The organism is Paraglaciecola algarum (genome assembly GCF_021532655.1).
Taxonomy (GTDB): domain Bacteria; phylum Pseudomonadota; class Gammaproteobacteria; order Enterobacterales; family Alteromonadaceae; genus Paraglaciecola; species Paraglaciecola algarum.
The window spans coordinates 234,806-247,552 of the sequence record NZ_JAKGAS010000006.1; the positions used below are offsets into that span (position 1 = coordinate 234,806).

10 protein-coding genes are annotated in these 12,747 nt (G+C 37.5%); 4 read left to right on the plus strand and 6 right to left on the minus strand.

Translation table 11 applies throughout. The features are described 5' to 3' along the window. Positions 1–86: 86 nt before the first annotated feature. Positions 87–1,154 (plus strand): AI-2E family transporter, encoded by a 1,068-nt coding sequence (locus L0668_RS12580; RefSeq protein ID WP_235312989.1) that lies wholly within the window; start codon positions 87–89, stop codon positions 1,152–1,154. Between the two features lie 49 nt (positions 1,155–1,203). On the opposite strand, the gene bcp is transcribed toward L0668_RS12580, so the two are convergent. Further along, entirely contained in the window at positions 1,204–1,668 is a 465-nt protein-coding gene (gene bcp / locus L0668_RS12585) for a thioredoxin-dependent thiol peroxidase (protein ID WP_235312990.1), read from the minus strand. A 38-nt stretch (positions 1,669–1,706) separates the two neighbouring features. After that, positions 1,707–2,243: a glycine cleavage system transcriptional repressor gene (locus tag L0668_RS12590; protein WP_235312991.1), complete on the minus strand. Its 537-nt coding sequence runs from the start codon at positions 2,241–2,243 to the stop codon at positions 1,707–1,709. 463 nt (positions 2,244–2,706) lie between these two features. Here L0668_RS12590 and dapA point away from each other — a divergent pair, with 463 nt between their 5' ends. The 3 genes from dapA to L0668_RS12605 all read left to right on the plus strand — a co-directional run bounded on the left by dapA (position 2,707) and on the right by L0668_RS12605 (position 5,932). Next, positions 2,707–3,588, plus strand: a complete 882-nt coding sequence (gene dapA, locus L0668_RS12595) for a 4-hydroxy-tetrahydrodipicolinate synthase (RefSeq protein ID WP_235312992.1) — start codon at positions 2,707–2,709, stop codon at positions 3,586–3,588. Between the two features lie 9 nt (positions 3,589–3,597). Beyond that, positions 3,598–4,704, plus strand: coding sequence for an NlpB/DapX family lipoprotein (bamC, locus tag L0668_RS12600; RefSeq protein ID WP_235312993.1), 1,107 nt, complete (start codon positions 3,598–3,600; stop codon positions 4,702–4,704). A 124-nt stretch (positions 4,705–4,828) separates the two neighbouring features. Continuing rightward, a complete protein-coding gene (locus L0668_RS12605; protein WP_235312994.1) occupies positions 4,829–5,932 on the plus strand; it encodes a phosphoribosylaminoimidazolesuccinocarboxamide synthase in 1,104 nt (367 codons plus the stop codon). 1,244 nt (positions 5,933–7,176) lie between these two features. On the opposite strand, the gene L0668_RS12610 is transcribed toward L0668_RS12605, so the two are convergent. The 4 genes from L0668_RS12610 to ppk2 form a co-directional block, all read right to left on the minus strand. Further along, positions 7,177–7,842 (minus strand): energy-coupling factor ABC transporter permease, encoded by a 666-nt coding sequence (locus L0668_RS12610; protein WP_235312995.1) that lies wholly within the window; start codon positions 7,840–7,842, stop codon positions 7,177–7,179. Between the two features lie 46 nt (positions 7,843–7,888). Beyond that, positions 7,889–8,698 carry an exodeoxyribonuclease III gene (gene xthA / locus L0668_RS12615; protein WP_235312996.1) on the minus strand — a complete coding sequence of 270 codons (810 nt, stop codon included), beginning with the start codon at positions 8,696–8,698 and terminating at the stop codon, positions 7,889–7,891. Between the two features lie 180 nt (positions 8,699–8,878). Next, positions 8,879–11,719 carry a bifunctional diguanylate cyclase/phosphodiesterase gene (locus L0668_RS12620; protein ID WP_235312997.1) on the minus strand — a complete coding sequence of 947 codons (2,841 nt, stop codon included), beginning with the start codon at positions 11,717–11,719 and terminating at the stop codon, positions 8,879–8,881. Positions 11,720–11,888: 169 nt separating this feature from the next. Next, complete coding sequence (gene ppk2, locus L0668_RS12625) at positions 11,889–12,665, minus strand: polyphosphate kinase 2 (RefSeq protein WP_235312998.1); 777 nt, start codon at positions 12,663–12,665, stop codon at positions 11,889–11,891. Positions 12,666–12,747 lie beyond the last annotated feature (82 nt).

A 12,747-nucleotide genomic window follows, 5' to 3' on the forward strand; every position in this document is an offset into this window, starting at 1 on the left:
TTCTACAATACCATTTTTCTCACATACATTATCTTTCAGTTACGAAAACTGGCTTGTTATTGCATGAATAATTTAAAGGAAGTTAGATGTTAAACGTTTTTGAGCGTTGGTATAAGCGAAAATTTTCCAATCCCGATGCTGTCATGCTGTTATTGATGTTGTTGATCAGTTCCATTCTACTTGTAATGTGGGGTGGTATTTTAATGCCAGTGTTAGTTGCGGCCATTATTGCTTATTTATTAGATTGGCCGGTGACACAATTGTGTAAATTAGGTTTATCGCGAACTTATACTTCTGTACTGGTACTTTTTGGTTTCATAAGTTTTTCAGTGTTGGCTTTTATCGGCATAGTGCCAGTGGTGACCCAACAAAGTATTAATCTAATAAAAGAAATGCCTCAAATTTGGGCTGAAGGCCAAAACTGGTTACTCAAACTACCAGAAACTTACCCAGATTTTGTTGAATCAACCCACATTCAAAATATGTTGCAAGGGGTAAACGAAAAGGTGGTGTCAATTGGTGAGCAGATATTGTCTGCCTCTGTCAGTTCATTAGGTGACTTAGGTGCATTGCTTATTTATTGCATATTAGTGCCATTAATGGTGTTTTTTATGCTCAAAGATAAAGAGGTATTAACCAGTAATATCGCGGATTTATTACCTAAAGAAAGACGTTTAATCAAACAAGTTGGCTCTGAAATGAATTCTCAAATAGCCAATTATATTCGCGGTAAAGTCATTGAAATTCTTATAGTGGGTACAGTATCAGCGGTCACATTTGCCTTTATGGATTTACGTTATGCTTTGTTATTGGGTGTGCTAGTTGGTTTGTCAGTATTGATCCCATACATAGGCGCAGCCGTGGTCACTATTCCTGTGGCCATAGTCGGGTTGTTTCAGTGGGGGATTACCCCAGAATTTTGGTATTTAATGATAGCTTATAGCATTATTCAAGCTCTTGATGGTAATGCCTTAGTGCCGATACTGTTTTCAGAAGCGGTGAGTTTACACCCTATTTATATCATTATTGCTGTATTATTTTTTGGCGGGTTGTGGGGCTTTTGGGGGGTGTTTTTTGCTATACCTCTAGCGACTTTGGTTAAAGCGGTTGCTAGTGCTTGGTCTACTTCTGAACCTGTTGAGCCTGAGTCGTAACTGAGATGACCAGAAGCTGATGTGACAGCTTCTGGTTATTGCTGTGTATTTATTGGTTTAAATAATCCAATACCACTTGATGATGGTCTTTGGTTTTAAACTTTGTGAATACGTGTTCAACTTTGCCGCTTTCATCAATTAAAAACGTTGTACGATGAATACCGTCGTATTCTTTACCCATAAATTTTTTCAGTCCCCACACGCCAAAGCCATCGGCCAAAGCATGATCTTCGTCAGACAACAAAGTAAAGTTAAGGCTTTCTTTTTCTATAAACTTAGGTAAACGTTTTACGGCATCTGGACTTACGCCTAACACAACAACATTTAGTGCTTCTAATTCTGCCTGAATATCTCTTAAGCCCTGAGCTTGAACCGTGCAACCAGGAGTCATGGCTTTAGGATAAAAGTAGACCAAAACTTTTTTGCCTTTAAAATCGGCGATTGAAACGTTTTGATTGTCTTGGTTGGGGCGAGCTAAATCTGGCGCTAATTCGCCTTCATTTAAAAATTGCATTAATAATTTCCTTGGATGTATTGATGTTAAACACAAAACTAATGATTTTGTTTGAATTCACCTTGAAGATTCAAAGGTTTTAATAAGGCTTGAAATGCTTGTTCAATTTCATCTACTACTAAATCGTGGGGGATTGAAATTACCATTTTACATTTCATTTTTTTCTCTGTGTCTGGCTGCTCAGAGTCACTATCAACAAACTTAAATCTAAAAGCACTGACTGATATTTTATAGTCAGCAAAAAAATGACTGACTTGGTCAATTAAGCCTGGAGTGCTTGTGCCAAATATCACTACATCAGCTAGATGTTCGAGATTTTGTTTGTTGTGTGCGGAGGTACGTTTCATTAATGACAAAAGATCATGTTTTTGACAGGTTTGTGGTAACAAACATTCAGCTTGAGTGATAGCTCTAGGGCTACCTTCAATTATCATAGTAAGTGAAAAGTCTTGTCCATAAATGGCATGACGACTATCCAATATGTTGCAACCGACTCCTGAAACTGTCTCTGCTAAAATGCTTAGTACACCAATTTGTTTAGCACCTAAGATAGTAATGATGAGTTGTTGATTCATTTTTAACCGTTTTGTTTGATTTCACTGCATTTAAGGCATATAACATACCTGATTTTTATCAGGTGTGAAAAGAATCTATTGTAATACCAATCTAGGTAAATAAGTAGTCACTCAGAATGCGTCCAGCGGTTTTTGATTAAGGCGTCGCTGTGCAGTAATGGTTGTTCCCTTTCAAATAGCGAGAACCAGCTCTTTTTAAAAAGATAGGCGCAAAACCCACTGGGGCATTCCTTTCAGGCGAGTTTTTAAAATGGCTTACTCTGCGTTGCATGACCTCGAAAGAGAACAAGGTGATTCTTAATAAAGAGCTATCTATCATGCGCCTTGTTTAAGCCCTTATAAACTCTCGCTGAGAGGCCTATTTTTTACCTAGATTGGTATTATATGCTTATTGTACTATTCAAAGCTTGTTTTTATAGGGGGGGATCATTACCATTAGGCGCGAATTTTTTCTGGAGAACACATGTTTACTGGTAGTTTTGTGGCGTTGATAACGCCAATGTTTGAAAATGGGCAAATTGATTATCCTTCATTACAAAAGTTGGTCGAATTCCATATCCAAAATGGCTCTCATGGTTTGGTGTCTGTTGGCACTACAGGTGAATCAGCGACTTTGCCATTTGATGAACACATAGAAGTGGTAAGACGTACAGTAGAATATGCTAACGGTAAGATACCTGTTATCGCAGGAACCGGTGCCAACTCAACTGCAGAAGCTATATTTTTAAATGAACAAATTGGCACTACAGGTGTGCAAGGTTTTTTAAGTGTGGTGCCTTATTATAATAAACCACAACAAAAAGGCATGATTGCGCATTTTGAAGCGATTGCCGATGCTACGGATTTACCCACAATTTTATATAATGTGCCGAGTCGAACCGTTGCTGATATGTTGCCAGAAACGGTTGCGCAATTAGCTCAACATCCAAAAATAGTAGGTCTTAAAGATGCCACTGGAGACATTAGCCGTTTACAAGAAACTCAAAAGCTCGTGGCTGATGATTTTTTGATGTTAAGTGGTGATGACGAGTCAAGCTGTGAATTTTTAGCAAATGGCGGGCATGGTGTTATATCAGTTACCGCTAACATTGCCCCTAAACAAGTTGCCGATATGTGTAATGCAGCAACAGCAAAAGATTATCAATTGGCAAAACAAATCAATTCAGAGATTGCAGAATTACATACCAGTTTGTTTATTGAACCTAACCCTGTGTTGCCAAAATGGGCATTATATAAGATGGGGCTGACGAATTCGGCTTTTTTACGATTACCTTTAGTGGAATCGGAACTTGAGAGCCAAAAAACAATCGAACAAGTCATGCGCAGTTCTGGCGTATTATCTTAAGGAGATAGCATGACAAACAAGTTACATTTAGTAGGTTTATTAGCACTTGGTGTGTTAACGGCCTGTAGCTCAGTAGATGAAAGAGAAATTGCCGGGGGCGGTTTTGATTATTTAGCAGAAACCCCAGGGCAAATCATGGCCGTTCCTGAAGGTATGGACAGCCCACAATTTAGTGATACGTATAAATTACCAGACATAGGTGAAAACGCCCCTAGGAATACTATGGGTAAAGATTTAAGTGTGTTGTCTCCCGCTTTAGTTTTACCGCTGGTAACCGGCTCTCATATAGAAGAAGGTAAAAAAGGGGCAACAATTTGGTTCGATCAGGTAGATGATAGCCAAGCGTTAGACACCACTATTTGGAACTCTTTAATTGCATTTTTAGAAGCTCAAGGCATAGGTGTGACTGAATTCGATAAGGAAAGTCAGCGTTTAGTGTCTGATTGGATGACTATCGACGAATCTTTAGACGCTAAATGGTATAGCTGGTCAAATTCAGAGCGTACTGTAGGCCAAAGATTTGAGTTCAATTTAGAACTTAAACCACACGGCAGAACGGCCGCTTTAACTGTAGACTTGTTAGATTACAAAGAGAAAAAGACATTAGACTCTACTGTTATTACCCAATCAAAAGATGAAAGAAGAAACGAAGTTGAGATTTTAAATCGGGTGATTGAACACTACGAATATGAAATTCGCTTAGCTGATGCCAAACGCATTCGCCAAATTCGCCAAGGCTTAGCCATGGAATTAGGGTTTGATGAAGACGGTGAAGCCGCTTATGTAGTGGATGCAGGTTACGACATTGCTTGGCCACGATTTTTATTGGTGCTAAGAAAACTAGGGTTTGACGTAAAAGATTACGACAAAAGCACTGGTTTATTATTTGCAAAATTTAACGGAGTAGACGGGGGTTGGTGGGACAGTATGTGGTCTGACGATGAACTTCAGCTTAAATTGGACAATGAAGACTACCGATTTAAAATTGGTAGTGTAGGTAATAAGACTTCAGTGACTTTATTAGATAACGAAAGTAAACCTTTCCCAGTTAATAAAGTATCTGAATTATACCCAGTATTTTCTAAAACTATGTCTACTGAAGATCTAGATATTTAACTTTTCACACCACCTTTAAACACAATTAAAGGTGGTGTAATTTAAACTCGTAAACAATTTTATTCCGTATTTATTTAAAAAATAAAATTTAAAACATACAACATCAATCACCTGGTAACCACTCATGTCAATTTCTGATTCTATTTTATCTGTTAACAACGATTTACCCATACGTACAGATCTACCAGTACATAGCGGAAAAGTACGTTCGGTTTATTGGTTAACAGAGTCAGACAGTCGCCGTTTAATTGAGCAAAAAGCTTATCCAGTACCAGCTGATACGCCTTTAGCCATTATGGTAATTAGCGACAGAATTTCTGCTTTTGATTGTATTTGGCATGGCGAGCAAAACATGCAAGGTGTGCCGGGTAAGGGCGCCGCACTCAATGCAATTTCTAACCATTGGTTTGGTCTATTTAAACAAAAAGGATTAGCTGATAGCCATATTTTAGATATTCCTCATCCTTTTATTTGGATAGTGCAAAAAGCTAAACCCGTGATGATAGAGGCGATTTGTCGTCAATACATAACGGGTTCAATGTGGCGCGCCTATGAAAAAGGTGAACGGGATTTTTGTGGGATCAAATTAGAAGAAGGTTTGAGCCAAGATAGCAAATTATCTGAATTACTCATGACACCATCTACTAAAGGTATTCTAAAGGGAATTCCCAATGTGCCAGAAGCAGATGATGTGAATATCACTCGTGAAAACATCACAGATAACTTTGCAGCTTTTAATTTTGAAAATATTGAAGATGTAACCCTGTACGAAAAACTGTTAAAAGAAGGCTTTGCGGTGATTAGTGAAGCACTAGCTGAGCAAGAACAAATATTTGTGGATACAAAATTTGAGTTTGGTTATGTCAAAGATCTCAATGGCGATAATAAACTGATTTATATGGATGAAGTAGGTACACCAGATTCATCACGTATTTGGGATGCCCAGCAATACAAAAATGGCAAAGTGGTAGAAAACTCTAAAGAAAGCTTTAGACAATTATTATTAAACCATTTTCCTGATCCAGATATTTTGTTAAACAAAAACCGTATGCCAGAACGTCTAGCCTTAGCTAAAGACAATGCGTTACCTGTAGAAGTCTTGATGGAAGTGTCTAAGACTTATCTAGATATCGCAGAAAAAATCACTGGGGCAAAAATCGAGTTAAGTGATAATCCAAAAGCCGAAATTATCGAGATTTTGAAAGACCAATATCAATTGGTTGATTAGTTGTTACTGTCTGAATAAAGCATGCATTGTGTGCATAATGCATCACTTCGTGACTTGAGCATCGCTTCGCGATAAGGCATTCACTTCGTTCACCGGCATCCTGCCTTTTTTCAAGCCTCGTCCATGAGGCTCGACAGACTTTTTACCAAAACAGCCGTAAAAAGTATGCACAAATTCATCGGGAATGAATTTGAACATCCGTAGGATAGCCCGAAGGGTGGAATATAGGGATGTATTTCATAAAAAGGGCCGTGCCCCACAAACTTTCCAGACCTAAAAATATCTATCCTTTAATGTCGTAGCGGGCATAAGTCGCCTCCATGCTGTGAAAGATGCCCTTGTCCAAATGTCCCTATTTGGACATTCGATAAGGGTCGTTATTTTTAGGGAAAGTTTCAGTCACGATAAAGTCCAAAGCATGGCTTTGTAACAAAAATAAAATAGGAATTAAATCAGGTTAAATTTTTATGCACACTATAAATGGGTGGTTGTTTCTACAGGGCCCTACAGTTTCGCCCCTATATGTGTAAATACGAAACTTTTGCGTTTTTACATAATTGAATATTTAAATAACTACAATATTTTCTATAGCTAGCAATATGTTAGGTTATTTGTTAAAAATAACTAAATAATGAAAATATGCGATTTGTAAATAGGAATATGTGCAAGTCGCGGACTATTAAATTGTTATATTTCAAGAGATTGTTGAATGAAGCGTTACCCTAATAAAATACTGTACTTACCATTTCTATTTATTATTCTTTATACCTTAGGCACAATTTTTATGCCGCAAGTTACTATTTTAAACAGTTCAAATATGCGAATAGTAGACGCAAGTATTTCAACTTCATATTCTGATTTGAAATTTTGGTCACTAAATGATGGAGATGATAAGGATCTGTATTATTCAATATTTCAGAAAGAAGGGAAGTATCGATACCACTTTTCCTTAAAAAACAATATTACGTTGAGCGGTGAGTGTGGTTACGTAAAGAATTTTGAATTCGGTAAACATGTCATATTTTTAATTAGTGATGATAAAGTAATATATTCTAGTGGTAAAAATGTCGTATGTGAGACATTTGAAATATAGCAAGTTTATTAAATATCATTACGGCCAAACAAGGGCCTTCACTGGACGCGCAAGAAACGCGCGCCATTTATAAAAAGCATTAAAGTCCGATACTTTTCTTGTTTGAATTGTATTCTAACTTAAACTTTTAGACTCATTGTTAAAAAAATTTCTACTTACCTTTATTTACATCAAACTTATTATAAAAGGTGTAAACCCACTTGGGTTTGTGTAGTGCTAATATTACCAAGGTCATGGTGTTGAACATGGCTTCGGGCATTAATAGGTATTTGAGTAAAACTAAGTAGTTTTCCGAGACAACATGCCAAGTGTGTATACCTTCAAGGTAATAGTAACCGCCCATTGCGAACATTTTTAAGCCAATACTTAAGCCACCAGCTATAAATCCACACACAAAAATATAGCTAATAAGGTTTCTAGGGAGTTTATAAAACGTCACGCTATACAAAGCATAGGTGACTGAAATCGGTAACAACACACCTAGCAAAAAGTTTACCCCCAACATTCTAAAGCTTTCTTCACCCAAGGCGGTTAGGCTTAATAAAACTAAGCTTGCGCTAAATAGGGACCATCTAAAACCTAACAATAAGGGGATAGTGGCTAACCATAAAAAGTGTACGCTTAAGCCATCGTAGATGCTGGTTCTAAACATCCATAAAATAAATAAGGCTGCTGAACTGCCAAAGACTAAATGTTGGACTTGTTTGTCTAACTTTAATTGAATTAATGGCAGTTTGTTATAAACATACAAAGCGAATATTCCGCTAAGTATATTCGCTATTAATTGGAATGTGGTTACTTGGGATAGGAAGTCCATTAACTAAATTACACTTACTAACTGATTTGATTGTAACTGCACGCCGTCAAGACTTAAAAATAGACCAAATAGGCGCGTGATCTGAAGGTTTTTCAAGCCCACGTAATTCATAGTCCACATCAGCTTCTATAATATTGGCATGCAACTTTTGCGTAGCTAAAATTAAGTCAATTCTAAGACCTCGGTTATCTGGGAAACCTTTTGAACGGTAATCAAACCAACTGTACTTTTCAGATTCTTCTGGATGTAATGCGCGGAAACCGTCGGTAAATCCCCAGTCTATCAGGGTATTTAACCATTCTCGCTCTTCTGGTAAAAAGCTACATTTTTTGGTTTGTAACCAACGTTTACGGTTAGGCTCGCCAATGCCAATGTCTAAATCGGTATGGGAAATATTCACATCACCCATCACAATCACGTTGTCTTCTGGCGTGTGATACTCGGTTAGATAAGTCATTAAGTCTTGATAATACTTACGTTTTGCAGGGTATTTAGTCTCGTGGTTTTGATTTTCACCTTGAGGAAAATAACCATTTAATACCCGTACCGTTTCGCCGTTTTCCATAGGGTAGGTGACCATGATCATACGGCGCTGGGCTTCATCATCATCGGTTGGAAATCCGTACTGCACATCCAATGGCTCTTTTTTACATAACATAGCCACACCGTAATGGGCTTTTTGTCCGTGAAAATAGACCTTGTATCCCATAGCTTCAACATCTGCTACTGGGAATTGTTCGTTATGCACTTTGATTTCTTGTAAGCCAATAATATCAGGTTGATGTTTGTCGATTAAAGCTTGTAATTGATGAAGGCGGGCACGAATACCGTTGATATTAAAAGAAATGACTTTCATGTGTTTGATAAATACCTAAATAAAGATTTAATAAAGCGAAGTGCTATTATTGTGAAAGGTTATGCCATTAAGAACAAGTGTTTATCTAGCTTTTGCTTATTTGCTTTTCGGGTTTGGGCTGATTAAGCGGTTTGAAGGCTTGAAGATTAGTTGGTTTGAAAGGTCAATCCGTTTGAAAGATCAATCGGTTTGAAAAAGAGCGACAAAATCAGCGCTCGAAATGGCTGGGCTTTTCAAATAACCTTGATATGTATTACAGTGATTATCTTGAATAAAGTTAAGTTGGTCAGTGGTTTCAACGCCTTCAGCTACCACATGTAAATTTAAGTTTTTAGCCATGGAGATAATGGCACCGGTAATCTGTATATCTACTGAGTCATCAGGTATGTCTTTGATAAAACTTCTATCGATTTTTAAGATATCAACATCAAAGTATTTTAAGTAAGCCAATGAAGAATAGCCTGTACCAAAATCATCAATCGCAAGGCGGATCCCCAGTGCCTTAAGTTTTAATAATGTATTTTTAGTTATTGAATCATTGCGTACTAGCACACCCTCGGTTATTTCCAAAACCAAATTATTGGGCGCCAAACCTGTTGCACTTAATATATCTTGAATATCGTCAAGTAAGGATACATCCTTAAATTGCATGGGTGATAGGTTAACGGCAATATAGTCCAATTGAATATTACGTTTTTGCCAAGCCATAAACTCCTCACAAGCTTTTCTAAGTACCCACTTTCCAATTTTTATAATTTTTCCACTCGCTTCAGCCACCGGAATAAAGCGATCAGGGGGGATCATGCCCAGTTCAGGGTGAGACCATCGAATTAAACTTTCGACACTTACTATTTGGTTATCTTGGCAATTCACAATTGGCTGGAAAAAAACTGTAAAATCGTTGGTTTCGATAGCGTTATCAATATGTTGTTCTAGTGAAAGTTTGGACTCCAACGCCAAGGTAAATTCATGCATATACAATTGAGCACGGTCTTTACCTCGTGACTTAGCTTTATACAAAGCCGTGTCTGCATTTCTAAATAAGGTTACAGCATCTTTACCATGTTCGGGGTAAACACAAGCACCAATACTGATGCTGTTTTTGAGTGGCATAGTGACTTTGCCTACTAACTCAATAGGTACTGAAAACCGTTTAATCAGTTCATTAGATACATACATAAGTTGTTCATCATCAATAATATCTTCAATAACCACCATAAACTCATCACCACCAATGCGGCCTATAAAATCACTTTCACGTAAACTTTCTTTTAAGCGCTTGGCTACCAACACAAGTAGTTGATCGCCAACAGGATGTCCGTAGGTATCATTCACATTTTTAAATGAATCAAGATCAATCACCAATAAGCCTAATTTAGAGGCGTGGCGTTTTGCTCGGGCAATTGAGTTAATTAAATTGTTTTCAATTGCCGTTCTGTTGGGTAGTTGAGTCAGTGGGTCAAAGTAAGCAAGTTGCTTCAAATTATTTTCAGCTTCAATTTTATCCGTCACATCAATCATGACCCAAGCCTGGCCATCTTCAAATTTACAGCTACTAAATTCAATCCATCTGGTTTGCCCATCTCGACGATTAATTTGCATGGTAGTGTTTGAAATTGATTCGCGGGTTTGAGTTAAACTCTCATAAAGTATAGGTGATGTATCTCGACTATCGACAAACACCTTGTCCCAAAAATCATTTATGTCGGCGATTTGCTCATTGGTATAGCCGGTAATGTGCTCAGCTCGCACATTTAAACTAACTTTTTTATTCACCACTGAGCAAACTCCAGCAGGCAAATCAGCAATAAAGCTAATGAGTTTATTTCGACTTTCTTTTATTTTTTCCTGGACTTGTTTTTCATCAGTAATGTCACGATTCATTCCGATGTAAGTATTACCTTCGCCCTTTTTACCGTGGATCATGCTGCCAGCAACATAAATATGTCGGATCTGCTTTTGGTTATTTATGATCCTAAATTCAGAAACTAAATTATTACCTTCAGTTAATGCCTGTTTAAATTCTGCCAAAATCCCTTGTTTATCATCTGGGTGTACATGTTCTGCAAAATCAGTGAGTTGATGGGTAAAATCATGTTTATTTGTTTCAAAAATACTAAACATAGTGTCATCCCAAACAAGTTGCTTAGTTTTTAATGAATATTCCCAAATACCTATCTCAGCTGCATCTAAAGTGAGTTGCAGTCTTTTAGTTACTTCTGTTAATTGTTTTTGTCTATGGCGTTCAACGGTAATGTCTACAAATGATGTTACCGACATAGTTGGCTTTGACTGGTTTTTCTGAAAGATTGGTTGAGAGTTGATTTTTAACCAGCTTATGCCGCCGTCTGGTTTATTGATACCCATAGTAAAGTCGAGTATCGGTACTCCCTTACTAATCGCTTGTGATGAGGGGTGATCTTCAGGAGGACAAGGTTCGCCATGTTCAGTTATGGTTCCCCAGTTGGGGTCTGCATTATCCAGCCCTCTCATTTGATTGCTGGTTAAACCTAAGATATTTTCGGAGGCTGAGTTATTGGCAATGATGACACCATTAGCATCCTGAATGACCACGCCTTCCAGTAAAGAGTTGAGTAAGATACCTTCATCACGTCCCAATAGAATTGACTGCGTTCCACCCGACAGAGGGTCCATTGATATCTGAATAGAAATTAATGTAAAACCTATACCGTTGAACTTAATTGGGGAAATAAAAAAATTAACCTTATGTTGATATCCTAGAAGGCTAATGTCTGTGTGTATTTCAGAAGTTGGTTGATGTGCACTTTGTGCCTTGTGAATAGCTAACCTTAGAGAATGGTCCAGTTGTTTGTCATTGAGTTGTAGTAAAGGATTTGGCCATTCGGCATTGATTTCTGAATATATGTTTTCTGAGGCACACTTTTTTAAGTTCTGAATCCAACTTGAATTAGTGTATATGAGCTTGTTTTTAGAAGATAGAATGCCAATATCTTGTGGCAAATTATTATATATCTGGATTAATTCATCACTCAATTGCACATCAACACCCAAACAACAGCAGATAGTCAAAGAATAACAATATACGCTTTTCTTAACCTGATCAATTAATGGTTTATGTGGAATTTAGGTTTAAGATTAGTGCTCTAATTGTTTGAGGGAGGTTATATTTTCCTAAATATAAATAATCCATAGCCGTAATTGGTAGCCACTAGTTTTGCCCATATCTATCCGCCACTGTACGCAAGCTATTTTTGTCTAGTCGCTTAATTACACTTGGTGCCACCTTTGGTAGTTTTACTGATTTTTGCTCTGAGTATTGGTAATCGATTAATGACAACAGGTGACTAATACAATTGACTCTAGCTGCTTTTTTATCGTCGGCCTCTATGTTGTACCAAGGGCTAAGATTCGTGTCTGTATGCTTTAACATTTCATCTTTAGCGACAGAGTATTCATTCCATTTACTACGGGAAACGAGATCCATATCAGAAAACTTCCAACGCTTGAGGGGGTTGTTTAACCTTTCCATAAAGCGCTCTTCTTGTTTTTGTTGAGAAACAGAAAACCAATATTTGATTAGTTTAATTCCTGAACCTATTAGCATTTTTTCAAATTCTGGACAGCTGGTTAAAAATTCTTGGTACTCGTCATCACTGCAAAAACCCATGACTTTTTCAACGCCTGCTCGGTTATACCAACTTCTATCAAATAAAACGATCTCACCGCCAGCGGGCAGGTGATTAACATAACGTTGAAAATACCATTGGCTTCGTTCTTTTTCCGTGGGTTTTCCAAGTGCAACAACTTTGACTATCCTAGGATTAAGTCTAGAAGTAATGGTTTTTATCACGCCACCTTTGCCAGCTGCATCTCTTCCTTCGAAAACAACTACCACCTTGGCACCAGTTGTTTGCACCCATTCTTGTAATTTTACCAGTTCGGTTTGCAGCTTTACAATTGTGGCTTGGTAATCTTGTTTTTTCATTGAGTTGCTGCCTCTAATGTAGAGATAAACGAATTAAAAAACTGAATAAATTTAGTTTTAAAATCATAGACTTTGGTAGACT

Excerpts from the sequence above, each read along its gene's own strand:
- L0668_RS12580 (WP_235312989.1), top strand. The coding sequence starts at position 87 with ATGTTAAACGTTTTTGAGCGTTGGTATAAGCGAAAATTTTCCAATCCC.
- xthA (WP_235312996.1), bottom strand. The coding sequence starts at position 8,698 with ATGAAAGTCATTTCTTTTAATATCAACGGTATTCGTGCCCGCCTTCAT.
- bamC (WP_235312993.1), top strand. The coding sequence starts at position 3,598 with ATGACAAACAAGTTACATTTAGTAGGTTTATTAGCACTTGGTGTGTTA.
- bcp (WP_235312990.1), bottom strand. The coding sequence starts at position 1,668 with ATGCAATTTTTAAATGAAGGCGAATTAGCGCCAGATTTAGCTCGCCCC.
- L0668_RS12610 (WP_235312995.1), bottom strand. The coding sequence starts at position 7,842 with ATGGACTTCCTATCCCAAGTAACCACATTCCAATTAATAGCGAATATA.
- ppk2 (WP_235312998.1), bottom strand. The coding sequence starts at position 12,665 with ATGAAAAAACAAGATTACCAAGCCACAATTGTAAAGCTGCAAACCGAA.
- L0668_RS12590 (WP_235312991.1), bottom strand. The coding sequence starts at position 2,243 with ATGAATCAACAACTCATCATTACTATCTTAGGTGCTAAACAAATTGGT.
- L0668_RS12605 (WP_235312994.1), top strand. The coding sequence starts at position 4,829 with ATGTCAATTTCTGATTCTATTTTATCTGTTAACAACGATTTACCCATA.
- dapA (WP_235312992.1), top strand. The coding sequence starts at position 2,707 with ATGTTTACTGGTAGTTTTGTGGCGTTGATAACGCCAATGTTTGAAAAT.